This window comes from Mycobacterium sp. E802 (genome assembly GCF_001666875.1).
Classification (GTDB): domain Bacteria; phylum Actinomycetota; class Actinomycetes; order Mycobacteriales; family Mycobacteriaceae; genus Mycobacterium.
Genome location: NZ_LZJD01000006.1, coordinates 1 through 23,355, shown reverse-complemented (window position 1 = coordinate 23,355; position 23,355 = coordinate 1). Strand labels below are relative to the sequence as shown.

The following is a 23,355-nucleotide window of genomic DNA, read 5'->3' as shown; positions in this document are numbered from 1 at the left end:
AGACCATGTTCGGCCGCCGCGCACGCGGGATGGCCGGCATCAGCGTCGCAGCACGTTACGCACCCCGTAGATCACGGCACCGACCGCCACCACGCCCAGTCCGGTGAGCACCGAGGCCAGCGGCAGGGAGAAGGCCAGCACCAGGCAGCCGACCAGACCGACCGCCGGGATGAGGCGTCGACGGACGAGTGGCTCCAACGTACATTCCGACACGTTCGCGATCGCGTAATACAACAGCACCGTGAACGACGAAAACCCGATCGCGCCACGAAGATCCACGGTCGCGGCCAAAAGTGCCACCACGATGCCCACCGCCACCTCGGCCCGGTGGGGCACCTTGAACCGGGGATGCACGGCGGCCAGCCTGTGCGGCAGGTGGTGGTCGCGGGCCATCGCCAGTGTGGTGCGCGATACCCCGAGGATCAAGGCCAGCAGAGATCCCAGTGCTGCAATCGCGGCGCCCGCGCGCACCAGCGGCTGCCACTGCGGGGCACCGGCTGCGGCCACGGCATCGGCCAACGGGGCCGGCGCCGTGGCGAGCCCGGGCCCGCCGAGAACGGAGAGCGCGGCGACGGCCACCACCGCGTAGAGCACCAGCGCGATACCCAGCGCGATCGGAATCGCGCGCGGAATGGTGCGGGCCGGGTCGCGGACCTCTTCACCCAACGTCGCGATCCGGGCGTACCCGGCGAACGCGAAGAACAACATCCCGGCGGCCTGCAGGACGCCGCCTGCGCTGACATCGCCACCGAGGGACAATCGGGCCGGGTCGGCCGCACCGGACCCGGCGATGATCACCACCACGGCGGCCAGTACCGCCAGCACGGACGCCACGATGACGCGGGTGAGCAGTGCGGACTTCTGGATTCCGGCATAGTTCACGGCCGTCAGCGCCACCACCGCGGCCACCGCCACGGCATGCGCCCACTGCGGCCAGACATACAGCCCGACCGTCAACGCCATGGCCGCGCACGACGCGGTTTTCCCGACGATGAAACTCCAGCCGGCCGTGTACCCCCAGAACTCCCCAAGGCGTTCCCGCCCGTACACATACGTGCCGCCGGACTGCGGATAGTGGGTGGCCAGCCGGGCCGAGGACGTCGCGTTGCAGTAGGCGACGACGGCGGCCACGGAGAGGCCGATCAGCAACCCGCTGCCGGCTGCGCTTGCGGCCGGGGCCAGAGCGGCGAAAATGCCTGCGCCCACCATTGATCCAAGGCCGATCACGACGGCGTCTGTTGTTCCGAGACGACGTTGCAGCCCGCCGGGCGTGGTCACCTTCGCGATATTAGGGCGCAGATACCGGTGGATGAAAGAAGACGCCCTCGGCCCGAACCGTGACGCCGTCGAGGCCGGCAAGGTGCCCGACGACGAAGGTCTTCACACCCTCCACCCGGTCGATGTGCGCTTCGGCGCGCAGCGGGCCCAGCCGGGTACCGGCTTCGTAGCGGAGCGTGAGCGTGCCGGTCACGGCGGGCTGCCCTGGCTTGTGTGCGGCGGCGCCGAGCACGTGGTCGAGCAGAAGGGCGCAGATCCCGCCGTGGACATGCCCGGCCGGCCCCTCGTAGGCGGCGCCGAGCGTGACCTCGGCCCACACTCGCCCGTCGGGCTCATGGTGGACCTCCAGCGGGGGAGCCAGGGCGTTGCGCACGCCGATGACCGCATTTCCCCAGGTGAGGGAGCGCCCATCGGGAGTCTGCGGGATACCGAACGAGCCTGGGATCAGCGACTGGCTGAGTTCGTCGGCCGCCGCGTCGATCTTCGCCTTCGCGGCGACGATGCCGTCGCGGTCGACGCGGCTGCGGATGGTTACGTCGACAAGTCGGCGAACAGATTCGGTGAGGGACGTGTAAAGAGCTTCTGGCACATCGGTTCCGTGGTCATCGAGTCCCATCGATCTCCGTCTCGTCGTATCTCTGCCCAAGATTCACCGAGCCGGCCACCCGGCGCAACTGCGCTTCCCGGCCAGCGGTTGGTGGCAACGGACGCTGTGACCTGGATTGTTACGCTTGGGCAGTGGAAGATCCCGAGCCACCAGCCAAGCCGCAACTCGCCGCGACGAGTTGGGCGCTGCTCGGGCTGCTGTCGTACGAGACCGAGTTGTCCGGTTACGACATCCGCAAATGGATCGACTGGAGCATGCGGTTCTACTACGGCAGCCCGGCTTACAGCCAGATCTACTCCGAGCTGAAGAAGCTGGAAAAGCTGGGTTATCTGACCTCGCGAGTCGATGGCACCGGCACCCGGAACCGTCGCCTCTACAAGATCACCGAAAGCGGCCTTGCCGCTGTCACTCGGTGGGCTCGCGAGTCCCCGGCCGAACCCCCGTCGCTGAAACATCCCGCGGTACTGCGGGTGACATTGGGGCACCTCAGCAACCCGGAGTTGCTCAAGAAGATGCTTCATGAGCACCTTGCCTATGTCGAGGGCATGCAGCGCGATGCCGCCAAGGAAGCGAAGTGGGCCGGCGCCGATCCGTCCTGGGCGTACGCCAAGGTTGCGTTGGATTGGGCGGCTCGCTACTACGCCTCGGAGCGCGAACTCACGGTGCAGCTGATCAAGGATCTCGACGAGGCGGAGGCCAACTTTCCGAAAGTCGGTGAGGGCGGCAAGGTTCCGTGGCCGGATGCGTCGTATTGGTACGAGATCGAGCGGAAATACGACGCCGAGGACATGGCCGAGGACATGGAAGGCACGGACTGACCGTCCGCCCGTCGGGGCTACCTCGCGGCCGCGTCGAGTGCGGCGATGTAGCCGTAGACCAGTCCCTGGGCGATCGTCGCACCCGCACCCGGATAGGTGTTGCCGAAGGCGTTGGCGGCGGTATTGCCGATCGCATACAGCCCGCCGATGGCGGTGCCGTCCTCGCGCAGCACCCGGGCTTTGTCGTCAGCACGCAGACCGCCGCAGGTCCCCAGATCGCTGAGCACCATCTTGACCGCGTAGAACGGCCCCTTGACCAAGGGCCGCAGGTTCGGGTTGGGCGTGATCGTCGGATCACCGTAGTAGCGGTCGTAAGCGCTGCGGCCCCGCTCGTAGTCGGGATCCTGTCCGGCATGGGCGTTTTCGTTGAAGCGGGCCACTGTCGCGGCGAACTCGTCGGCAGGTATCCCCATCTTGTCCGCCAACTCGGTGAAATCGTTGGCACACACTGCGATTCCGGCGTCGTACCACGACTGCGGGATCGGCATGCGCGGGAAGAGTTCGGCGGCGAAGAGGTAGCTGTTGCGGTACTGCTGATCGAAGACGATCCACATGCTCTTCACCGGGGTGCCGGCTTTCTCCAGATCCAGCACGCGCTGACCGAAGCTCATGTAGTCGGCAGATTCGTTGGCGAACCGGTGACCCAACTGGTCGACGATGAACGATCCGGGCAATGACCGCTCGGCCAGCATTACCGCCGGGGCGGCGTCCGGTAGCGGCGCGACCGCGGGGAACCACCAGGATTGATCCATCAGGGCGATATCGGCACCGATGTCCTGGCCGATGCGGATGGCGTCGCCGGTGTTGGATTCCGCGCCGAGGCTGAGATTGCTTCCGAGAGAATCGGATTGGAACTTCCAGCGCATGTCCATGTGGTGGTCGAAGCCCCCCGCCGCGAGGACGACACTGCGCCGGGCGGTGACCGTGACCCGGTCGCCGTCGTGCTCGACGACGGCCCCGGTGACTCGATCACCGTCGGTGACCAGTTCTGTCAGTGACGTGCCAAGCCAGATCGGGATTCCCGCGCGGATCGCCCCGGCGAACAATCCGGCGGCCAAGGCCTGCCCGCCGGCGGCGTAACGCCGTCCCAACGCCAGGCCGCCGACGCCCTGGGCCAGACGCTTGACGACGGTGGGCAGGCCCTTGCGGGGGACCCGGCTCATCAAGTTCAGCCAGCGATAGTCGGCGCCGGTGGTCGGCATCGGGACATTGGCTTCCATCACACCGGGCCGCAGGTCGGGCAGGTATTCACCGAGGATCGCGGTGTCCAGCGGGCGGCATTCGCAGGTGCGCCCCGCCGCCGATCCACCGGGCTCCTCCGGGTGGTAGTCGGAGTACTCCTTGGCCCAGAACAGCTTCATCGGCGTGGTGCGGCGCAGCATCTCGACCGTCGCGCGCAGATTGTCGAGGTAGGCGACGGACCGTTCCCGCGGGGCGGAATCGCCGACGACGGCCTCCAGGTACGTCTGGGCTCGCGGGGCCGGGTCGCTGCCACCGCAGTCCTCGATCACCGGGCTGGCCGGCAACCAGAGAGCGCCGCCGGATCGGGCGGTCGAACCGCCCACGTACGGCGACTTCTCGACGACGAGGACGGACAATCCCTGCTCGTGCGCGGCCAGGGCGGCGGCGAGACCGGTGCCCGACCCGATGACGAGCAGGTCGACTTCGGTCGCGGCGATGGGCAGGCCGGCAGGGATGGTCTGGTGGCTGGTGGCGGTCACGAGGCGACGGTAGAGCGGGGACCGGCCATCGGTGAATCCATTGTCCTGATGAGTGGACAACTGACCTTTCTGGATACCGCCGGCCGCAGTTCAATGTGGGCCATGACAACGCACGCAGACGGTGACGAGATTCGGTTGATCGAGGCCGGTTCGGTTCCCACCCGGTTTGCCCGTGGTTGGCATTGCCTGGGCCTGATCCGTGACTTCGCCGACGGAGAACCACATCAGGTCAATGCTTTCGGGCAGAAGCTGGTGGTGTTCCGGGGTGAGGACGGCGCGATCAACGTGCTCGACGGCTATTGCCGGCACATGGGCGGTGACCTGTCGCAGGGGACCGTGAAGGGCAACGAGATCGCCTGCCCGTTCCACGACTGGCGCTGGGGCGGGGACGGCCGCTGCAAGATGGTGCCCTACAGCAAGCGCACCCCGCGCCTGGCCCGCACCGCGGCGTGGCCGACACTGCAGCAGGACGGCATGCTGTTCGTCTGGAACGACCCGGAGCGCAAGGCGCCGCCGGCAGACGTCACCATTCCGCGCATCGAAGGTGCCACCAGTGACAATTGGACCGACTGGCATTGGTACACCACGGTGGTCAACACCAACTGCCGCGAGATCATCGACAACGTCGTCGACATGGCGCACTTCTTCTACATCCACGGTTCGTTGCCCACGCATTTCAAGAACATCTTCGAAGGCCACGTCGCAACCCAGTACATGAAGAGCGCCGGCCGGCCGGACATCGGCGATCCCGAAGGATCAAAGCTGCTCGGTACGTCGTCGTTGGCCTCCTACCATGGGCCGTCGTTCATGATCGACGATCTGACCTACCACTACCAGGAGTTCGACCAGCGAACGGTGCTGATCAACTGTCACTATCCGATCGACGCCAATTCCTTTGTGCTGCAGTACGGCATCGTGGTGGAAAAGAACGCGGCCATGCCGGAGGAACTGGCCATGCAGACGGCGATCGCGCTCGGCGACTTCGTCAAGATGGGATTCGAGCAGGACGTCGAGATCTGGCGTAACAAGACCCGGATCGACAACCCGCTGCTGGTCGAAGAGGACGGCCCGGTGTATCAGCTTCGACGGTGGTACGAGCAGTTTTACGTCGACCTGGCTGACGTGACACCGGACATGGTGGACCGCTTCGAATTCGAGCTCGACACCACCCGGCCGTATGAGGCGTGGATGAAGGAAGTCGAAGCCAACCTGGCCGCCCGTGCCTCCGCCGGACCGGTGGGATGACGATGGCGATCCGCCCCGACAATCGGCTCGCCGACGCACCGATGGTGCCGGTCGAGTGCCGGCGGTGCGGGGCGGGCGTGCAGGTGCGAAAGAGCAGCTGGAACCAGACCAGCGTGCAATGGACCGCTGCCGCGCTCGGACGATGTGAGGAGCGTTGCACCGCAACTCAATTAATCAGCCCGGGCAGCCAGGGCCTGTTCCTGGCCTGCTCGGCGCTTGGTAACTCCATCGTCGACGCAGTACGCGCCGGGGCGCTACCGGTGGTCGACGAGTCGCGCTGACAGCCTCACCCCGTCAGCAGACGGACCGTCCGGGCCAGCCGGTGTGACAGTTCGTCGGAACCGATGCGCTGCTGAGTGAATGCTGCGATGTTGGTCATCCAGACGTCGGAGAGCACTTCGGCGGCGCCGATTTCTCGCGGCGTCGAAGTGCCGCCTCCGACAGCCTCGACGAAGATTCGCACCGTCTGCCGGCGGACCAGGTCAGCTTGGGTAGCGGCAGTGCCGTCGGCGTAGAGATACGGACGAATCAGGGCCTCGGCAAACCGTGGTGACGAGCACAGCCTGTCGGTGAGGCTCAGCGCGACCCGGAGCAGACGCTGCAGCGGATCCGGCTCGGCGGTGCCACGAGGAAACTCGGTTTCGAAGTCCCACAGCCATTCGTAGAAACATGCCAGCAGCAGGTCGTCCTTGGACGGAAAGTATTGGTACACCGTGCTGGCCGCCACCCCTGCCGCGGTGGCGACCGAACGGATCTGGCAGGCGTCGTAGCCCTGCGTGGCCAGTCGCATCGCCGCCTGGATGATCCGATCGCGCCGGGCCAGCCGACGGGAACTGAGGGGCGTCGCTGCGATGGTCAACGCGGGGGTGCTCATGGTGACAACATGCCTAACTGCCGAAGATTTCCAGCGGCCCCACATACGCGCGGTTGGCTTTGATCCGCTCGGTGATCCGCCACCGGCCGTCACCATCCCGGTGCCAGGTGTCGTGGTAGTCACCCAGCGTGTAGAAACGCGTCGACGGGTCGCCGGCCGAATTCAGGTGCACGTCACGGATGTAGGCCCGGCTGGTCGCGGTGTCGTCGACGACGTCGATGACGATGTTGCCCAGCAGATGCTGAGTCGGGCCACAACTGTCGAGGTACCCGCGAATCATGTCGATGATCGCGGGACTTCCCGTCAAACGTCCGGTCCCGAAATCACCCTCGGCCTCGTTGGCGAGGATCTCGGCCATCGTGGCCCAGTCCCGATCGTCCATGGCGCGGGCAAAGAGAGTCAGCGCTCGCTCGATGTCGCGCTCATCGCGCAGCGCCCTCAAGGCAACGAAATCCACCTGTTCACCACTCACGCGTGCGCGCCGCCGTCCACGCGAATCTCGGTGCCGGTGACGAATGCGCCGTCGTCGGAGGCGACCATCGCGATGACCGATGCGACCGCGCTCGGGTCGCCGAGGATTTCGCTTTCGGCGCCGTGCAGCAACGGGGTCTGCTTCATCCAGAGTCCGAGGTCATATCCTTCGGGCATCTTGTCCAGGGTGCTGTTGGCCAGGGCAGTCGATACCCCACCGGGCTGGATGTTCACTGCCCGCAGACCCTGCTTCGAATACTCCAGCGCCAGAGAGTGGGTGAAACTGAGGATGCCGCCCTTGCTCGCCGCGTACGCCGCCATGTAGGGGTGGGCGAACGTCGCGGCGGTGGAGGTGAAGTTCACCACGACACCTCGCCCAGAGGCCAGTAATGCCGGGAGTGCTTCGCGGGTCATCAGGAAGGTACCGGTCAGGTTGACCGCCAGGGTGCGGTTCCACTCTTCGAGGGTGGTCTGGTGGGTGTGCGAACACGTCTGCATGGCTGCCGCATTCACCAACACCTCCAGTCCGCCCAACTCGGTCACGGCCGCATCCACCGCGGCGATCACGTCATCTTCGCGTGAAATGTCGAGGATTGCCGTGGTGAGTCTTTTGCCGCTGCCTGCAGTTTCGGCGGCCGCCGTGGTGGCCGCCAGGCCGTCAGCAGAAATGTCATAGGCCACCACCGTGGCGCCTTCGTCTAGCAGACGGGCCACCGTGGCCGCACCGATACCGGAGCCGGCTCCGGTGACGATGGCGCGCCGGTCTGAGAATCTGTTCATCAGATCGCGTGGCTCAGGCGAGCTGGAAGGCCGAGATCGGCGCTTCCTCCGGGTAGCTGCTGGGGCCGCCGAGGTCGTAGGCGGCGTTGAGGGCACCGATGAACTCCGAATCGTGCAGCGGCTCGCCAGGTACGTCCAGCTTCATGCCTTTGCCCTTGAGATCGTCGACCATCATGCCGATGGCCCGTTCGATCGTGATGTCGTCGGATCCGTCCATGTTCTTCTTGAGCTCGTCGTAGTCCGAGAACACCTCGGCCGACCAGTGCACCAGGAAGCGCAGTTCGTCGGTGTGGTGGCGGGCGATGACGTCCTCGCCGTTCTTCAACAGCCACTGGTTGCGGTCCGCCGGGTCCCCGGTGAACACGGTATCGAACGCCAGGCCGGCCGGAACCTGTTGCTCCACTGGGCCGTTCGCCTCGCCGCGGTGCACCATCATCTCGTTCTGTACGACGACGCCACGGTTATTGATCGGGGGCAGCACCCGGGCGGGCGGCTTGAGCGGGCCGTCGGGCCAGTAGGTGAAGCCGGAGCCTTCGTCCAGCGAGAACCAGGTGATCACCTGGGCCATCTTGATCAGGTAGTCGGTGAACAGCCCGGACTTGCCCATCACACTGCACAGCCAGGTGGGGGCGTTCTCGTGGCGTACGCCGCGGAAGCTGGGGGAGTCCAGGTGGCCGGGGTCGCGGTTGGCGCACGGACCGTTGATGTTGAACAGCATCATCTCCGGCTTGGCGTACTCGGCGTTCCAGTAGTTCTTGGCCTGCTCGAGGAATCCGGCGTTGTAGAAGCAGTCGTGCAGTTCGGGGTAAAGCACAGTGCCGTAGTTGGCCAGGTAGCCGCGGAACGTGGGGGTGAGGAACAGGTCCAGCGAGGGCGTGAAGCCCTCGGGGAAGGCGCCACTCATGGTGGCCATCAACTCGTCGGCCGAGGCGAAGTGCTGGGCGATGATGAGCTTCCAGGGGCCCTGGGTGTGGACGACGTCGAGGAGCCGCTGCTTCTGGTCGTCGGTGTAGACGTCGGTGATCTCGCGCGGCGGGGCCGCGGGCCGCAGGACGTCGGACAGTTCCAGTCGTCGTTCGTCGGTCAGCATTCTTGTCTCCTAAAGGCTTTCAGCGGTCTCGCTGGTCCGAGTCTGGAGGCAGCGCGAATTCTCGGACGCGGAGGTGACCGCTGATCGGGAGATCAATTCGGGGCGCCACCGGGTATGAAGCGATTCTTTGCTCAGCTGCGCACAGGCGCCGTTGCGCGGCAGACCAATGTCACCAGCGAGTCGATCTCCTGGTGTGTCAGCGCGCGCCCTTCGAAAAGCGAGACGGACACGGCCGGCGCCAACATCGTCTGGAGCACGACGGCGGGGTCCGCGTCAGGACTCACTTCGCCACGGCCGATGGCGCGTTCGATCATTGCGAACCACTGTGGGAGGTCGTTTCGGTACCAACCCATCATCGCGTCGTTCAATGACGGGTATCGATCCGAGATCATCGTGGCCATGATCCCGCGCTCGACGGGATCGGCTGCAAGCGAAGCGAGCTCGGTGATCAGGGAGCGGGCGTCACTCTCCCACGCTCCGGTGTCCGGAGCATCGGTGCGCTGACGGGCGTGGAACGCAAGGGCGTCGTTGAGCAGTTCGATCGAGGTGGGCCACCAGCGATAGATGGTGCCGCGGTTGATGCCCGACCGGTCGGCAACCTCGGCGATCGGGAGTTCGACCTTGCCCTCGGTCAACAGCTCCAGACACGCACGCAGCACCGATTCGCGGACTCGCTCGCTGCGTCCGCCGGGCCGGACGCGTGGCCTGGCTGCTGAATCCGGGACGCCCATGCCACCGGTGTACTACGGCTCGTCGGTCGCGAATCACCGTCTCCCACTGAGCGGTCCAACTGGAAAGTGTTAACGCGACATTCTGTTCAAATAACGCCGACGGCCACTAGAACTCCTCGGAAAGAGACGTACTCCCAAATGCAGATCAGCATGGGTCTTCCGACCCTCTTCCCCCACGGGCGCGAGATGGAGCTTGCGTGGTATCGCAAGATCGACGAAGGGCCGTGGGACGGCCTTGTCACGTACGAACGGGTGCTCTATCCCGACAGCTGGTCGGTCGTCCCACAGCTCGCCGCCGCGGCAGCGATGACCGAGCGCGTGCGGCTCTGGACCGACGTCGTTGCGCTCCCGATGCGGCAGCCGGTCCAGTTCGCGAAGGATTTTGCGACCGTTGATGTCCTGTCCGGCGGACGTCTGACCCTCGGGGTCGGGATCGGCGCGTGGGATGAGGACTATCTCGCGGTCGGCAGTGCGCTCGACCGGAAGCGCCAACGTATGGACGAGGCCGTAGCGGCGATGCGCAGGGTGTGGGCACAGGAGCCTCCCGTCGAAGGACACCATCCCGTAGGGCCCGCGCCGGTCCAGGAAGGCGGCATCCCGCTTGTCGCCGGCGTGATCGGCCCCAAGGCGCTGGCTCGGGCCGCGCAGTGGGCGGTCGGGGTGAGCGACCCGGCGCATTCCCTCCACTTTGATGCCGAGGCGCTGGCGGCGCAGCGGGAACGCGTCATCCAGGCTTGGCGGGCGGCGGGAAGGACCGACCGGCCGCACTTCTCCGCACCGGTCTGGTTCGCGCTCGGTCCGGACCCGGAGAATCAGCTCGGGGAGCATGTACAGGATTTCTGGGTCCAGGATATCGACCTCACCGGAGTTGAGTCCTCTTATCTGACGGCGCCGACCGCAGGGACGTTGAATTGCGGAGCCGCGGGGCTCCTCGCCGCCGTAAACGGCGCACGTGAAGCGGGTCTCGATGAGCTCAGGCTCGTTCCGACGACCGCCGATCCCGACGAAATCGACCGGGCGCGAGAGGTGCTCGGTATCTGATCCACGTCAGAATGCCAAGGGGTGCGCGAACTTCGCCCGCAGCAGGGCGCCGATCTCCGCGATCGCCAGGCGTCCGCGGGCCGTGGCATCCGAGCGCATCAAAAAGCCGTGGTACATCCCGGGATAGCGCGTCACGGTGGTCTGGACACCGGCGTCACGCAACCGGCCGGCATAACGTTCACCCCAGTCCCGGATCGGGTCGCACTCTCCGGTGACGACGATGGCCGGCGGCAAGCCGCTCAGGTCGGTGGCGTAAGCCGGGACCTGATAGGGGTCTCGCGGTGCTCCACCGCGGTCGACCAACTCGTGCATGTAGACGATGTCTTCGTGGCGCAGCAACGGGGCGTCGGGCATGGCGGTGATGGACGCCGCCCCCATGTCGCGATCCAGGCCGGGATACAGCAGCACCTGCGCGCAGATGCGCGGGCCGGCGTGATCGCGCGCCGCCAAAGCTACTGCGGCGGCGAGTGATCCGCCGGCACTGTCGCCGACGACCGCCAGCCGGCCGGCATCGAGGTTCAGCTGATCAGCCTGGTCGGCAATCCATTCGGTGGCGGCATAGGCGTCGTCGAATTGCGCCGGTGGCGGTGATTCCGGTGCAAGCCGGTATTCGACGGCGGCCACCGCGGCGCCGCTGGCGCGGGCGAGTTCCCGGGCCAGCGGCTCGAACGAACGATTGGAACCCATCACCAGCCCACCGCCGTGGAAGTACACCAGCACCGGCAAGCCGGCGTCGGCGGTGGGGCGGTATAACCGGACCGGGATCGGACCAGCCGGGCCGGCGGCGTCGAGGTCGTCGATGGCGGCCATGGCCGGCATGTCCGGAAGCGGCGCGGATTCCAGGCCGCCGCGTACGGCGGTCAGGCCGCGGGCGCGCATGGGAGCGATGTCCCCGAACGAGGCGACTCGGGCGGCGGCATCGGGATCCAGTGGTGGATAGCTCATATCAGTTCTGTGCCGGGTCGAAACGGCGCTCGCTCCGCAACCGGGGGGCCTCTTGGCTGGTCAACACGCGGGCCCGCTCGGTCATCGCGGACCCGACATAGTCAGGTTGGGTCAGCAGATAGAACCGGCCGTCAGCGGCCTGCTCGAACACCACCTCGGCGGCGGCCAGCGGATCCATCGCCTCGGCCTTGATGTCGAGCATCGCGGCGCGTTGTCCTTCGGCCGCACCGGCGTCCCCGGAGTCCACACCGCCGGCCGATTCGAAGATGTTGGACACCACCGCACCCGGTAGTACCGCCTGGACGTGTACGTGGTGGTCATGACCGGCGGATTGCACTTCCAGATGAAGGCATTCGGTCAGGGCGAGCACGGCATGCTTGCTCATGATGTAGGGCGCCTGCAGCGGGACTACGGCCACCCCGCCGATCGAGGACAGATTCCATACCCAGGCCGGGGCATCGGTGGCCAACATCTTCGGCAGAAACGCCTTGACGCCGTGGAACACTCCGCTGATGTTGATGTCGACGACACGCTGCCAATTGGCGACCGGGGTGTCCCACAGATAGCCGAACTGCTCGATGCCGGCGTTGTTCACCAACAAGCGGACCGGCCCGAAATCACGGTAGACGTCGTCGGCCAGCGTGTGCACCGCGTCGGCGTCACGCACGTCGCACACCACATCGGTGGCCGACCCTCCGGCGGCACGGATTTCGTCACGCAGGGCGGCGATGGCGTCGGCATTGATGTCGACCAGCACCACCGTCATGCCCAGCCGGGCGGCATGCCGCGCGAGGCCGGCGCCGATCCCGGCACCGGCACCCGTGATGACGGCGATCCCGCCGCCGAAGGCCTCTGCAGCGTTCACGCGGACGCGGAGCCGGCCGCGGCCTTGGCTGTGTGCTCGGCGAGCGGGATCGAGTCCTCGGCGTCGAGGATGACGTTCAGCGAGGTGAAGACGAGACCGTCGGCTGCGCGCCGGATTCCGGCGTCGACGACACCGCTGGAGACCGCGAACGGAACGTTGTTGGTGATCTGGTTGACGAACAGGTAGAAGCGGACGTTGGTGACCTCACCGTCGACCCCGGTGCGGAACACGTTGGTGGCGTGATGCCGGCACGGGTACGGATTCTCGTTGCGGTGCTCGATCAGCCAGGCGAAGGTCTCGGCTTTTCCGTGCAATTCGGCGGCCAGCAGGTGCTCGAATGGGCAGGCCCCGGAATCCGAGCGGCTCAGGTACTCCATCTCGTCGGCGAGGCGGGCGCCCACCTGCTCGAAGTGGCCCTGGTCGTAGTGGAACCAGAAACCGGAGATGAACTCCTGGACGTCAGACAGGGTGATCTCGTTGCTCATGCCGGCAGTCAACCGGGGTTGTGGTGCCGGTAACAGCACCGATGACCGGTCAGCGGAACACCGCTATCCGCCGGTGATCAACGCCCAGAGTTGTTGCCCACCCACCGCCGCGGCCGCCGCAGCCACCTGGTTGTCCCAGAAGCGCACCGAGCCGAATTCCGAGCGCCAGGCCAGCGCGGCGCGGGTGTATTCGTGCAGCCGATGCTCGCGGGTGGTGCCGATGGCGCCGTGCACCTGGTGTACGTTGCGGGTGACGACAGAGGCGGCATGCCCGGCACACGACCGCGCGGTCGCGATCTGGAAGTCCAGATGTGCCGATTGCCAGTCGGTTTCGACGGCCGTGTGCAGCGCTGCCTCGGTTGCGGCCCGGGCCAGTGCCGCCTCGGCCGCGGCATCCGAGATCAGGTTCTGGATCGCCTGGAATTTGCTCAGGGGACGGCCGAACTGCACCCGTGAGGCGACATGCTCGATGGACAGTGCGACGGCCCGGTCCAGCGCCGCGCACGTCTGGATCGCCCGGATCAGCGCGGACTTTCGTCTGAGCTGGCTCACCAGCTCCCTAGACACCGGTTCACCGGTGATTCCGGTGTCGTCAAGGCGGATGGTGTCACGCGGCTCGCCGATCAGGTTGGTGCCGTGCGTGAGTGACAGGTCTGCGGTGTCGAACTCGGTGAGTTGGTATTCGTCCTCGGTCGGCCAGAGCACGACGATGCGGTCGACGTCGCCGGCCCAGGGCGCCGGGGCAGCGGGTTCGCCACTGCGCGGCGCCACATACACCGTTCGCACGGCGTCATCGACGGGACTGCCCAGGGTCTCCAGCAGCCAGCAGGCCAGCAGGTCATGTTCGGCGAGCGGAATCCGGAGCCCGTGGCGCACTGCGGTACTCAGCAACTCGGCAGCCTCAAGCCAACCCGCACCGCTGCCGCCGGATGCCTCGGCACCGGTCAGCCGGACCAGCCCGAGGGAATCGAGGCGCTGCCACAACGTGCGGTCATACCGGAGGCGCTCATCCGGGTGGCCCGGGTCTGCGGTCTTGCGGTACTCGGCAAAGACGCCGTCCATCATGGCCGCGAGATCGGCGTCCACCGTCGAGCGCGGGCGTCCAGCGAGTTCGGTGGTGTTCATCGCAATCCCAATCCCCGCGCGATGACACCGCGCAGTACTTCGTTGGTTCCGCCGCGCAAGGTGAAGCCGGGGCGCTGGTCCACGGCGGTGGCCACCAACTGAGCCCACTGGGCGTTCGGTGGATTGTCGTCGCCGGTCTGCCGGTCGGCGAAGTCGGCGATGTCACCTTCGACCGTGGTGCCAAGGACCTTGACGACGGCTGCCGCGACATCGGGATTCTCACCCCGTTCCAGGGCCTCGGCGACTGCGGTCGACATGTGATGCAGGCCCGCAACCCGGGCGATCAGCTGGCCCAACTCGGCATCGGGCGCGCTGTCTTGACCGGCGACGTGGGCCAGGAGCGGGAAGGTTGACAGGAACCGCTCCGGGCCGCTGCGTTCGAAGCTCAACTCGGAGGTCACCTGCGTCCAACCCCGGCCGATCTCGCCGAAGACCATGGCGTCGGGGATGAACACCTCGTCGAGCACGACCTCGTTGAAATGGTGCCCGCCGTTCATCGAGATGATGGGCCGGACATCGACACCGGGTGCGCGTAGGTCGACGATGAACTGGCTCAACCCGGCGTGCCGGTGTGCCGGATCGACCGGCTCGGTACGGGCCAGCACGATGAACGCGTGTGCGCGATGTGCTCCGGACGTCCATACCTTGGTGCCGGTGATCAACCAGCCGCCCTCGACAGGTACCGCACGGGTGCGGACACTGGCCAGGTCCGATCCGGAATCCGGTTCGCTCATCCCGATGCCGAAGAAACACTCACCCCGCACGATCCGGGGTAGAAACTCTGACTTCTGTTCTTCTGTCCCATATTTCAGGAGCGAGGGCACGATCTGGCGGTCGGCGATCCAATGCGCCGCCACGGGGGCACCCGCGGCCAGCAGTTCCTCGGTGACGACGAACCGCTCCTGAAACGAGCGGCCATGGCCGCCGTATTGCACCGGGACTGTCATCCCCAGCCAGCCTTGGTGCGCCAGGGCCGCAGTGAAATTCTCGTCCCATCCGCACAGCCAGGCATCGACCGACGGGGTGAAGGCTCCGGCGGCCAACTGATCGGCCACAAAGTCGCGGACCTCGGCGCGCAACTGGTCCAAGTATGCGGTCACGACGTCCGCCACTTCGCGATGCGCCGCTCGTGCTCGGCGTCGTGGTGGGCCAGCGGTTGCATGGCCGCCGCCATGGACAGAGTGGATTCCAGGGAGCCGGTCGTCGATTCCTGCAACAGGCGCTTGGCCATTCGTAGCGCGTGCGGAGGGTTGACCGCGATCCGGTCTGCCAGTACGCGGGCTTCAGTCAGCAGGTCGTCGTGGGGGACCACTCGGCTGACCAGTCCCCATTCCAATGCGGTTGCCGCATCGATGCGTTCGCCGGTGAACGTCAGCTCGGCGGCGCGGGCGTAGCCGATGGCCCGAGGCAGGAACCACGTGCCACCATCGCCGGGGATGAGCCCGAGTTGGACGAAGCTCTCGGCGAAGGACGCCCGCTCGGAGGCGATCCTGATGTCGCACATCATCGCGAGATCGCATCCGGCGCCGATCGCGGCACCGTTGACCGCGGCGATGAGCGGCACCTCGAGCCGGCCCAGCGCCCGGGGGATCCGTTGGATGCCATCGATATAGGCGCGGCGCTGGTCGATGGCGTCCAGGCCGAACATGCCCTGACGGTCGGCCATCTCCTTGACGTTGCCGCCGGCCGAGAAGATCTTGCCGGTACCGGTGAGGATCACCGCGCCCACGGTGTTGTCCGCGTTGACCGCGTCCACATTGGCCTCGAAGGCGGTGATGACGTCTTTACCCGTGATGGCGTTGCCGACCTCGGGCCGGTTGATCGTCCAGACTTGCACCGGCCCTTCGGTGTGGACGTCCAGCGGTGAGGTCACGCCTGCTCCTTGAGCTGAAGGGATTTCGTCTGTAGGTACTCCTCGAAGCCGAACCGGCCGAGTTCGCGGCCGATCCCGGACTTCTTGTACCCGCCGAACGGCGCGGCCGGGTTGTACGCGCCGCCGTTGATGTCGAGTTGGCCGGTCTGGACCTGCCGCGCGAAGGCGATGGCCTCGTCGTCGGTGGCGGCCCACACCGCGCCGGACAGTCCATACGGGGTGCCGTTGGCGATGCGCAGGGCATCATCGGAATCGGCGTAGGGGATCACAGCGAGCACCGGCCCGAACACCTCTTCCTGGCCGAGCTCGGAGTCGGGATCGACGTCGGCGAAAACCGTCGGCGCCACGAAATAACCGACGTCGCGGATCGGCTCGGCGCCACCGGTCAGCAGGCGGGCGCCGTCGCGCTGGGCCCGCTCGATGAAGCCACGCACGGTGTCGAACTGCGACCGTGACGCCGACGGGCCGATGCGGGTGGCCGGGTCGCGCGGATCGCCGACGGTGTAACGGGACACAGCGGATTCGATAAGTTCCAGCGCTTCGCCGTACCGGTTCTGCGGCACCAGCATCCGGGTCCAGGCCATGCAGGTCTGACCACCGTTGAGGAAGGCGTTGCCCACACCGACCTTGACGGCGGTAGCCAGATCGGCGCCGTCGAGGATCACGTTGGCCGACTTGCCGCCGAGTTCGAGGGCCACCTTCTTGATCGACTGGCCGGCCAACTCTCCCACCCGGGCACCTACACCGGTGGATCCGGTGAACGAGACGAAGTCCACGTCCGGGTGGGACGCCAAGCGCTCACCGATCACCCGACCGGGGCCCGACACCAGGTTGATCACGCCGGGGGGCAGGCCGGCGTCCGCGCAGGCTTCGACGAAGGCGAACACCGAAAGAGGAGCGTCGTTACTGGGTTTGAGCACGACGGGACACCCCGCGGCGATGGCCGGCAGCACCTTGGCCACCACCTGGTAGAGCGGGTAGTTCCACGGCGTGATGGCGCCGACGACACCGTAAGGCTCCCTCAGCACCAGCGAATTACCAATGCGCTCTTCGAATTCGAAGGTCTCCAGGACATCGGCGAAACCCTTGGCCACCGCCAGTGGCACCTGGGTCTGCACTGTCTGCGCGATGCGCACCGGGGCACCCATCTCGGCGGTGATCAGATCGGCGATGTCGGGTAGGCGCTTCTCCATCGCTGCGATGACCCGCTGCACCCGGTCCCGTCGCTCGGCGACGGTGACGAGCGGATCGAATGCCCGCCGAGCCGCGGAGACCGCGGCGTCGACGTCGGCCGAGTCGCCGCTGGGCACATGGCCGATCACGGCTTCGGTCGCCGGATCGATCACGTCGATCACGCCATCCCCGGCGGGGGCGGTCCAGTGGCCGTCGATGAACAGTGAACTGTGTTCGTAGGTGGGCACGGTTAATCCTTTACAGAGCTCAGGGAATCAGGCTGGCGCGGATGTCGCGCTTGCCGTCGGCTGCGGCGAATGCCTCGTTGATGTCGTCGAGTGGGTATGACGCCACGGCGAGGCGCTCGAACGGCAGATGGTGCTGATGACGGTCGAGGAAGGTCAACGCCCGGGACAGCACTGCCGGGTCATAGAGCGAGACCCCGACCATGGTCTTGTTGGTGAAGACGAACCGGGACGGGTCGAACTCGAACGTCTTGCCGATGTTGATGTTGCCGATCTCGACGTAGCGGCCGAACTGGGCGAGCATCTGCAGGCCCTCGTCGATGGCCGACGGGTGCCCGACCACTTCGACCACCACGTCGGCGCCCTGGCCATCGGTCAACGCGCGCACCGCCTTGGCCCGATCCTTGGGCGTGGCAACCTCGTTCAGATCTATCACGGCGTCGGCGCCGAATGCGGTGGCCAGCTCGAGTCGTTCGGGTACCCCGTCGATCGCGATGACGTTGGCCGCACCGCGCGCCTTGGCGACCGCCACGGCATACAGACCCAACGCCCCGGCCCCCTGGACCACCACGTGTTCACCGAGTTGCAGGTCGACCCGCTCCAGCCCGTACATGACCTGCGATAGCGCACAATTCGCGCCAGCGGCGATATCGTCGCTCAGCGTGTCGGGAACGGTGTAGACGACGGCACCGGCCGGCAGTAGGTAGTAGTCGGCATAGCCGCCGACGAAATAGGGCGGCTCGTCGGCCCGGCCCAACATCGCCATCTTCAGGTTCAGGCAGGCGTTGCGCCGCCCGGCCAGGCAGTTGCGGCAGCGGTGACAGCAGTAGAAGTACGGGAATACCACGCGGGTGCCTGCGGTCAACGGTTTGCCGTTGGAGTCGGTGCTCACCCCGTCACCCAGGACCTCGATGGCTCCGACCATCTCATGACCCAACACGGTGGGGAGCTGCCCACCCAGTCCCCGCGTGGCGAAAGTGCCGTGCCAGGCGTGGATATCCGAGCCGCAGATGTTCGCCCGTAGCACCCGGATCAGAATTTCTCCGGGACCGACCTCGGGCAGGGTGACGGTTTCGATCTGGAACGGCTTGCCGGGCTCGTCGAAACGCGCGATGCGTCCTGTATGCACGAAAATCCCTTCAGTTGCTGGTGGATTCGAGGCGGAACCGCTGTCGCAGATCGCGTTTGAGCAGTTTGCCGCTGGGGTTCTTGGGCAGGGAGTCGACGAAGAAGATCTGTTTGGGCGTTTTGAACCCGGCGAGATGTTCGCGGCAGTGCCGCAGCACGTCGTCTTCGGTCAAACCGGCGCCGGCTCGAGCCACCACCGCGGCAACGACCGCCTCCACCCACACCGGGTGCGTCACCCCGAACACCGCGGCTTCCTCGATCCCGCTGTGCCGGTAGAGAACTTCTTCGACCTCGCGACTGGCGACGTTCTCTCCGCCGGTCTTGATCATGTCCTTCTTACGGTCGACCACGTGGAGTAGGCCGTGCTCGTCGTAGAACCCGAGATCGCCGGAGTGAAACCAGCCGCCGGTGAAGGCCTGGGCGGTCTTGTCCTCGTCGTCGAGGTAACCCAGCATCAAATGCGGGCTGCGATGCGCGATTTCGCCGACCGCTCCGGACTCGACCGGTACGTCGTGCTCATCGAGGATCACGGTTTCGACGTTGACCACGGGCCGGCCTGCCGACCCGGCGTGGGCGTCCTGCTCATCCGGTCCGAGGGCCGACGCGAGCGGCGCCATCTCCGTCTGGCCGTAGAAATTCCATAGCCGCAGATTGGGCAGCCGTCGGCGCATCTCGTGCAGGATCTCGGTGGGCATCGCCGAGGCGCCGTAGTAACCCTTGCGCAGGCTGGACAGATCGACCTCGTCGAAGACCGGGCTGCGCAGCAGGCTGATCCACACTGTCGGCGGTGCAAAGTAATTCGTGACACCGTATCGTTCGATCGTTCGCAGTACCAGCTCCGGATCCGGCCGGGGCACGATGATGCTGGTGGCTCCCAGGTAGATGTCAGTGGCCAGGAAGTTGTCCAGCTGTGCACAGTGATACAGCGGCAGTGAGTGGATTTCGACGTCGTCGCCGGACATGGAACCTGCCACGATCGTGCTGATGTACTGCCACATCAAACTGCGGCTGCTGTGCATCACGCCTTTGGGTCGTGATTCGGTTCCGCTGGTGTACATCACCCGCAACAGTTGATCGTCGTCGAGATGGACGTCGGGCACCGCGGCCGTGGTGGTCAGCAGGTCGGCGAAATCGAGCCAGCCGCTGGGGCTCGACTGCCCCGGGAATGTCAGCGCGATTTTCTGGCGCACTGCCGAGCCATGCGTCATCGCTTGCTCGGCGACCTCGACCAGACAACTCTCGACGATGAAACCGGCGGCCTGGCTGTGGCCGAGGATGTACGAAATCTCTTCTGCGGTGAGCATGAAGTTGATCGGGACCAGCACCACGCCGGCGCGTGCCGTGGCGAACGCCAACACGGCGTACTGCCAGCAATTGCGTGCCAACAATGCCACCCGGTCGCCGGGTGACAAACCGTTGTCGTGCAGGGCGGCTGCCGCCTGGTCCACCAGGTGATCGAACTCGGCGAAACTGAGGACGACGTCGCCGTCGATGATGGCGGTCTTGTCGGGCTGCCTGCGGGCCGAGCGGCGGGGGATGTCGGCGAGGTTGTGGCTGCGCGCCTGGGCGATGACGGCGGCGAGGTCGTCCGAGTGCATGTGCCGCAGGGTAGGCAGGCGAGTGCCCGCAGCGCGGTTCGTCTCCCGCTCAGTAGACAGGGTGGGGGAGTCCCGCCCGAAATCCTTCGATACTCGATCCCATGACGGCAACCACTGAATCTTCGTCGCGTGCGGATCGCGATCCAGACCCCGACGTTCTGCGCGGTCATCTGCTGCAGGCCGATCCCGGTGTGCTGGTTGCAGTGTTGGCGCAGATGACCGGCGATGCGTCGATCATCGATCGGTACGCCGTCAAGATCGAGTATGTTCCGGACCCACCGGAGCGGGCCGGAACCACGGACGCGGCCACCGCGGAGGCGCTGGCCGAGGAGATCATCGCCGCGCTCGGTCGTCCACGGCCGGCCGACGCAGCGCGGGTCGACGACCGCGACTTCTTCACCAGGCTGCTGCCGGTCGCCCTGGGCAGTGCCGTCGACGACGAACACGTGGATCTGCTGCTCGAGCAAGGCGGTTTCCGGCCGTCTCAGCCCACGCTGCCGCGCACCACGCCGATTCCCTCTTCCACCACGGTGACGATCATCGGCGCGGGCATCGCCGGTATCGCGGTGGCGCTGGCGGCGGCCGAGGAGGGAGTGCAGTTCGAGATCTTCGATCGCAACGACGAGGTGGGCGGTACCTGGCTGACCACCACCTATCCCGGCATCGGGGTGGACACCCCGTCGGCGTACTACTCGCTGTCGCGTGAGGTGAACCCGGACTGGTCGAACTACTACCCGCAGGGCGCGGAGTACCAGGCCTATCTGGTCTCGTTGGCCGACAAACACGATCTGCGTCGTCACATCCGCTTCAACACCGAAGTCGAGGCGTTGTGGTGGGATGAGGAGCGGGGACAATGGGAGATCCACTCCCGCTCCGCCGACGGCACCCAGAGCATCGACCATGCCACTGTCGTCGTGACGGCCGCGGGCTACTTGAACCGTCCGCGTTTTCCGAAGATCACGGGCCGGGACACGTTCGCCGGCACCAGCATTCATTCGGCGCAGTGGGACTCGTCGTTGGACCTGTCGGGCAAGAAGGTGGCGATCATTGGCGCCGGCTGCACGGCGGTGCAGATCGTCGATGCGTGCGTCGACGAGGTTGAGCACCTCACGGTGTTCCAGCGTCAACCGCACTGGGTGGCGCCGCGCAAACGGCTCTCCGACGAGGTGCCCGAGCATCGTCGCTACCTGGGACGGGTGCTGCCGTTCTACGCGATGTGGCACCGGCTCAAGTCGTACTGGGGCACGGCGGACAACAACTACCCGATCATCCTGCGCGACCCCGAGTGGTCCGAGACGCACCTGTCGATCTCGCCCACCAACGATGTGCTGCTGCAGATGTGCCTCGAGTACATCGATCGGATGTTCGGCGCCGGAACTGAATTGGCGAAGAAGGTGACCCCGGACTTCGCCCCATACGGCAAGCGGATCATTCGCGATCCCGGCGGTTACTACGCCGCGCTGACCCGCGACCACGTCGACGTGGAAGCCAGTGAACCCGCGGAGATCAACGAGCGCGGCATCGTCACTGCCGACGGTCGTCAGATCGATCTCGACGTGATCATCTACGCCACCGGCTACCACCTGGACTTCCTGTCCACGGTGGACATCCGGGGCCGTGACGGCAAGACCCTCGTCGAGGAGTGGGGCGACAGCCCGCGCGCCTACCGGGGTGGCACCGTGCCCGGTTTCCCGAACCTGTTCATCACCTCGGCCCCGAACTACAGCCCCGGACACGGTGCCGGCGCGAACTTCTCGATGGAAGTGCTGGCGCACTACATCTTCGAGTGTCTGCAGTTGATGGCCCTGCGTGGGGCGTCGACGATGGAGGTCACGCAACGTGCCTACGACGACTACGTTGCGGGGATAGACGACGCGATGCAGGGCACGGTCTGGTGCCATACCCCCAATGCCCACACCTACTACCGGTCGGGGTCCGGCCGCGTCGTGGTGGCCACACCGTACCGGTTGGTGGATCTGTGGCAGCAGCACCGAGCTCCGATCGAAGCGGACTTCGACCTCCGATGAGCCAGATTCTCGCCGGTAGAACGGCCTTGGTGACCGGCAGCAGTCGCGGAATCGGCCGGGCGATCGCGCAGCGGCTGGCGGCCGAAGGCGCAACCGTGGCAGTGACTGCCCGCGCGTTCTCCCCGACCCCGTCCACCCGGGCCGGGGTCACCGAGGCGATCCCCGGCACGATCGAGGAGACCATCGCGCTCATCGAACAGGCCGGCGGGTCCGCTTTCGGGTTGGCTGCCGATCTGGAAGACAGCGCCGCCCGCGACGGGCTGATCGACGCCGTGGTCGGCCGCACCGGGCGGCTCGACATCCTGGTCAACAACGCCGGATATGCCGACTACTCCGTCGTCGAAGACATGCCAGTGGAGACCTTCGACCGCACGGTGGAGCACTATCTGAAGACGCCGTTTGCGTTGACGAAAGCCGCTGTGCCGCACATGCGGTCGCAGGGTGGGGGCTGGATCGTCAACATCGGATCAGTTACCGGGGTGGCGCCGGTGCGGCCCTACCGCGACTACAACAAGACCGCCGGTGACGTGATCTATGCATCGTGCAAGGCTGCGCTGCATCGGTTCACCCAGGGCGTGGCCGCCGAGCTGCTCGACGCGAACATCGCGGTCAACTGCGTCGGCCCCTCCACCGCGGTCCGCACGCCGGGCGCGGCATCGTTGATCCCGGATACGTTTCCGACCGAACCTGTCGAGTATCTTGCTGAGACGGTGCTGGCGATGTGCCACCTGCCCGCCGCGGAGCGGACCGGCTTGGTGGCGTTCAGCCTGCACTACCCGTGGTCACAGCAGCTGCCGGTGCATTCCCTCGATGGTGCGACGGTGCTGCCGCCCCTGGAGCCGCCGGCGTCGGCGAATACCAACATCCTGCCTGCGGGGCTCTAGGTCGGGCGTGCTTTCGCGTAGAGGGCGCTCTGTCCGCGTGAGTCACAGATTTCGGCCGGGTGTCCGATGTGCCCGCCTAATAGCGACAACTCAGCGACAATCGCCCCAAAGGTACTCATGGGAACCAGTTGTCACACCGTCGTTCAATACTCGCGTCACTTGAGTCGCGAAATGCCCCATGTGTCACGCATTTTCGCTTGCCCAGTCATCAGCGACAGAGTCGCTCGTATGCGGACACTGGACGGATGAGGCGCGTGAGATCACAGGTGTACGAGTGGCGAATCCGAAGAGCGACAATGTGTCTGATGAGGTTAAGGTTGCCGCTGTGGCGATTGTCGCTGAGTTGTCGCT

23 protein-coding genes are annotated in these 23,355 nt (G+C 66.2%); 6 read left to right on the top strand and 17 right to left on the bottom strand.

Annotated elements, in window-relative coordinates:
* Positions 1–39 precede the first annotated feature (39 nt).
* A complete protein-coding gene (locus tag A5699_RS00830) occupies positions 40–1,278 on the bottom strand; it encodes an APC family permease (RefSeq protein ID WP_067764011.1) in 1,239 nt (412 codons plus the stop codon).
* A gap of 10 nt (positions 1,279–1,288) precedes the next feature.
* A complete protein-coding gene (locus tag A5699_RS00825) occupies positions 1,289–1,894 on the bottom strand; it encodes a PaaI family thioesterase (protein WP_067764008.1) in 606 nt (201 codons plus the stop codon).
* 122 nt (positions 1,895–2,016) lie between these two features.
* On the opposite strand from A5699_RS00825, the gene A5699_RS00820 reads away from it, so the two are divergent.
* Positions 2,017–2,703 carry a PadR family transcriptional regulator gene (locus A5699_RS00820; protein WP_067764005.1) on the top strand — a complete coding sequence of 229 codons (687 nt, stop codon included), beginning with the start codon at positions 2,017–2,019 and terminating at the stop codon, positions 2,701–2,703.
* A gap of 17 nt (positions 2,704–2,720) precedes the next feature.
* Here A5699_RS00820 and A5699_RS00815 read toward each other — a convergent pair whose 3' ends face one another.
* On the bottom strand, positions 2,721–4,424 hold the full coding sequence (locus A5699_RS00815; protein WP_067764002.1) for a 3-ketosteroid-delta-1-dehydrogenase: 1,704 nt from the start codon (positions 4,422–4,424) through the stop codon (positions 2,721–2,723).
* 102 nt (positions 4,425–4,526) lie between these two features.
* Here A5699_RS00815 and A5699_RS00810 point away from each other — a divergent pair, with 102 nt between their 5' ends.
* Both A5699_RS00810 and A5699_RS00805 read left to right on the top strand, forming a co-directional pair.
* Positions 4,527–5,669, top strand: coding sequence for a Rieske 2Fe-2S domain-containing protein (locus A5699_RS00810; protein WP_067764125.1), 1,143 nt, complete (start codon positions 4,527–4,529; stop codon positions 5,667–5,669).
* A 2-nt stretch (positions 5,670–5,671) separates the two neighbouring features.
* The gene (locus A5699_RS00805) at positions 5,672–5,950 is read left to right on the top strand and encodes a ferredoxin (RefSeq protein ID WP_067764123.1); all 279 of its coding nucleotides are present in this window, start codon (positions 5,672–5,674) and stop codon (positions 5,948–5,950) included.
* Positions 5,951–5,955: 5 nt separating this feature from the next.
* Here the strand turns inward: A5699_RS00805 and A5699_RS00800 are convergent, their stop codons facing one another.
* The 5 genes from A5699_RS00800 to A5699_RS00780 all read right to left on the bottom strand — a co-directional run bounded on the left by A5699_RS00800 (position 5,956) and on the right by A5699_RS00780 (position 9,615).
* Positions 5,956–6,543 (bottom strand): TetR/AcrR family transcriptional regulator, encoded by a 588-nt coding sequence (locus A5699_RS00800; RefSeq protein ID WP_067763999.1) that lies wholly within the window; start codon positions 6,541–6,543, stop codon positions 5,956–5,958.
* A 13-nt stretch (positions 6,544–6,556) separates the two neighbouring features.
* A complete protein-coding gene (locus A5699_RS00795; protein ID WP_231965517.1) occupies positions 6,557–7,000 on the bottom strand; it encodes a nuclear transport factor 2 family protein in 444 nt (147 codons plus the stop codon).
* Positions 7,001–7,011: 11 nt separating this feature from the next.
* Positions 7,012–7,794, bottom strand: a complete 783-nt coding sequence (locus A5699_RS00790; protein WP_067763996.1) for an SDR family NAD(P)-dependent oxidoreductase — start codon at positions 7,792–7,794, stop codon at positions 7,012–7,014.
* Between the two features lie 13 nt (positions 7,795–7,807).
* Positions 7,808–8,884, bottom strand: a complete 1,077-nt coding sequence (locus A5699_RS00785; protein ID WP_067763993.1) for a hypothetical protein — start codon at positions 8,882–8,884, stop codon at positions 7,808–7,810.
* A 131-nt stretch (positions 8,885–9,015) separates the two neighbouring features.
* On the bottom strand, positions 9,016–9,615 hold the full coding sequence (locus A5699_RS00780) for a TetR/AcrR family transcriptional regulator C-terminal ligand-binding domain-containing protein (RefSeq protein WP_067763992.1): 600 nt from the start codon (positions 9,613–9,615) through the stop codon (positions 9,016–9,018).
* A 138-nt stretch (positions 9,616–9,753) separates the two neighbouring features.
* On the opposite strand from A5699_RS00780, the gene A5699_RS00775 reads away from it, so the two are divergent.
* On the top strand, positions 9,754–10,656 hold the full coding sequence (locus tag A5699_RS00775; RefSeq protein WP_067763987.1) for an LLM class flavin-dependent oxidoreductase: 903 nt from the start codon (positions 9,754–9,756) through the stop codon (positions 10,654–10,656).
* A gap of 6 nt (positions 10,657–10,662) precedes the next feature.
* On the opposite strand, the gene A5699_RS00770 is transcribed toward A5699_RS00775, so the two are convergent.
* From A5699_RS00770 to A5699_RS00730, 9 genes are all read right to left on the bottom strand, one after another.
* Positions 10,663–11,601 (bottom strand): alpha/beta hydrolase, encoded by a 939-nt coding sequence (locus A5699_RS00770; RefSeq protein WP_067763984.1) that lies wholly within the window; start codon positions 11,599–11,601, stop codon positions 10,663–10,665.
* A gap of 1 nt (position 11,602) precedes the next feature.
* Positions 11,603–12,466, bottom strand: a complete 864-nt coding sequence (locus tag A5699_RS00765) for an SDR family NAD(P)-dependent oxidoreductase (RefSeq protein WP_067763981.1) — start codon at positions 12,464–12,466, stop codon at positions 11,603–11,605.
* Positions 12,463–12,951 (bottom strand): polyketide cyclase, encoded by a 489-nt coding sequence (locus A5699_RS00760; RefSeq protein WP_067763978.1) that lies wholly within the window; start codon positions 12,949–12,951, stop codon positions 12,463–12,465. Before A5699_RS00760 ends, A5699_RS00765 begins: the two co-directional genes overlap by 4 nt.
* A gap of 63 nt (positions 12,952–13,014) precedes the next feature.
* Positions 13,015–14,076, bottom strand: coding sequence for an acyl-CoA dehydrogenase (locus A5699_RS00755; RefSeq protein ID WP_197508155.1), 1,062 nt, complete (start codon positions 14,074–14,076; stop codon positions 13,015–13,017).
* Positions 14,073–15,176 (bottom strand): acyl-CoA dehydrogenase family protein, encoded by a 1,104-nt coding sequence (locus A5699_RS00750; RefSeq protein ID WP_231965516.1) that lies wholly within the window; start codon positions 15,174–15,176, stop codon positions 14,073–14,075. Before A5699_RS00750 ends, A5699_RS00755 begins: the two co-directional genes overlap by 4 nt.
* Positions 15,173–15,949 carry a crotonase/enoyl-CoA hydratase family protein gene (locus A5699_RS00745; RefSeq protein ID WP_067763972.1) on the bottom strand — a complete coding sequence of 259 codons (777 nt, stop codon included), beginning with the start codon at positions 15,947–15,949 and terminating at the stop codon, positions 15,173–15,175. The genes A5699_RS00750 and A5699_RS00745 overlap by 4 nt, the downstream gene beginning before the upstream one ends.
* A complete protein-coding gene (locus A5699_RS00740; RefSeq protein WP_067763969.1) occupies positions 15,946–17,370 on the bottom strand; it encodes an aldehyde dehydrogenase family protein in 1,425 nt (474 codons plus the stop codon). Before A5699_RS00740 ends, A5699_RS00745 begins: the two co-directional genes overlap by 4 nt.
* Positions 17,371–17,389: 19 nt before the next feature.
* Positions 17,390–18,496, bottom strand: a complete 1,107-nt coding sequence (locus A5699_RS00735) for a zinc-binding dehydrogenase (RefSeq protein ID WP_067763967.1) — start codon at positions 18,494–18,496, stop codon at positions 17,390–17,392.
* A 10-nt stretch (positions 18,497–18,506) separates the two neighbouring features.
* The gene (locus A5699_RS00730; protein WP_067763965.1) at positions 18,507–20,093 is read right to left on the bottom strand and encodes an acyl-CoA synthetase; all 1,587 of its coding nucleotides are present in this window, start codon (positions 20,091–20,093) and stop codon (positions 18,507–18,509) included.
* 101 nt (positions 20,094–20,194) lie between these two features.
* Here A5699_RS00730 and A5699_RS00725 point away from each other — a divergent pair, with 101 nt between their 5' ends.
* Together A5699_RS00725 and A5699_RS00720 are read left to right on the top strand one after the other, a co-directional pair.
* Positions 20,195–22,120: an NAD(P)/FAD-dependent oxidoreductase gene (locus tag A5699_RS00725; RefSeq protein ID WP_067763963.1), complete on the top strand. Its 1,926-nt coding sequence runs from the start codon at positions 20,195–20,197 to the stop codon at positions 22,118–22,120.
* Complete coding sequence (locus tag A5699_RS00720) at positions 22,117–23,004, top strand: SDR family NAD(P)-dependent oxidoreductase (RefSeq protein ID WP_067763959.1); 888 nt, start codon at positions 22,117–22,119, stop codon at positions 23,002–23,004. The genes A5699_RS00725 and A5699_RS00720 overlap by 4 nt, the downstream gene beginning before the upstream one ends.
* The last annotated feature ends 351 nt before the right edge of the window (positions 23,005–23,355 follow it).

What these genes read in the sequence shown, in the direction of transcription:
- A5699_RS00755 (WP_197508155.1), bottom strand. Translation starts at nt 14,076, where the DNA reads ATGAACACCACCGAACTCGCTGGACGCCCGCGCTCGACGGTGGACGCC.
- A5699_RS00730 (WP_067763965.1), bottom strand. Translation starts at nt 20,093, where the DNA reads ATGCACTCGGACGACCTCGCCGCCGTCATCGCCCAGGCGCGCAGCCAC.
- A5699_RS00725 (WP_067763963.1), top strand. Translation starts at nt 20,195, where the DNA reads ATGACGGCAACCACTGAATCTTCGTCGCGTGCGGATCGCGATCCAGAC.
- A5699_RS00785 (WP_067763993.1), bottom strand. Translation starts at nt 8,884, where the DNA reads ATGCTGACCGACGAACGACGACTGGAACTGTCCGACGTCCTGCGGCCC.
- A5699_RS00800 (WP_067763999.1), bottom strand. Translation starts at nt 6,543, where the DNA reads ATGAGCACCCCCGCGTTGACCATCGCAGCGACGCCCCTCAGTTCCCGT.
- A5699_RS00790 (WP_067763996.1), bottom strand. Translation starts at nt 7,794, where the DNA reads ATGAACAGATTCTCAGACCGGCGCGCCATCGTCACCGGAGCCGGCTCC.
- A5699_RS00760 (WP_067763978.1), bottom strand. Translation starts at nt 12,951, where the DNA reads ATGAGCAACGAGATCACCCTGTCTGACGTCCAGGAGTTCATCTCCGGT.
- A5699_RS00825 (WP_067764008.1), bottom strand. Translation starts at nt 1,894, where the DNA reads ATGGGACTCGATGACCACGGAACCGATGTGCCAGAAGCTCTTTACACG.
- A5699_RS00780 (WP_067763992.1), bottom strand. Translation starts at nt 9,615, where the DNA reads ATGGGCGTCCCGGATTCAGCAGCCAGGCCACGCGTCCGGCCCGGCGGA.
- A5699_RS00810 (WP_067764125.1), top strand. Translation starts at nt 4,527, where the DNA reads ATGACAACGCACGCAGACGGTGACGAGATTCGGTTGATCGAGGCCGGT.
- A5699_RS00720 (WP_067763959.1), top strand. Translation starts at nt 22,117, where the DNA reads ATGAGCCAGATTCTCGCCGGTAGAACGGCCTTGGTGACCGGCAGCAGT.
- A5699_RS00805 (WP_067764123.1), top strand. Translation starts at nt 5,672, where the DNA reads ATGGCGATCCGCCCCGACAATCGGCTCGCCGACGCACCGATGGTGCCG.
- A5699_RS00770 (WP_067763984.1), bottom strand. Translation starts at nt 11,601, where the DNA reads ATGAGCTATCCACCACTGGATCCCGATGCCGCCGCCCGAGTCGCCTCG.
- A5699_RS00775 (WP_067763987.1), top strand. Translation starts at nt 9,754, where the DNA reads ATGCAGATCAGCATGGGTCTTCCGACCCTCTTCCCCCACGGGCGCGAG.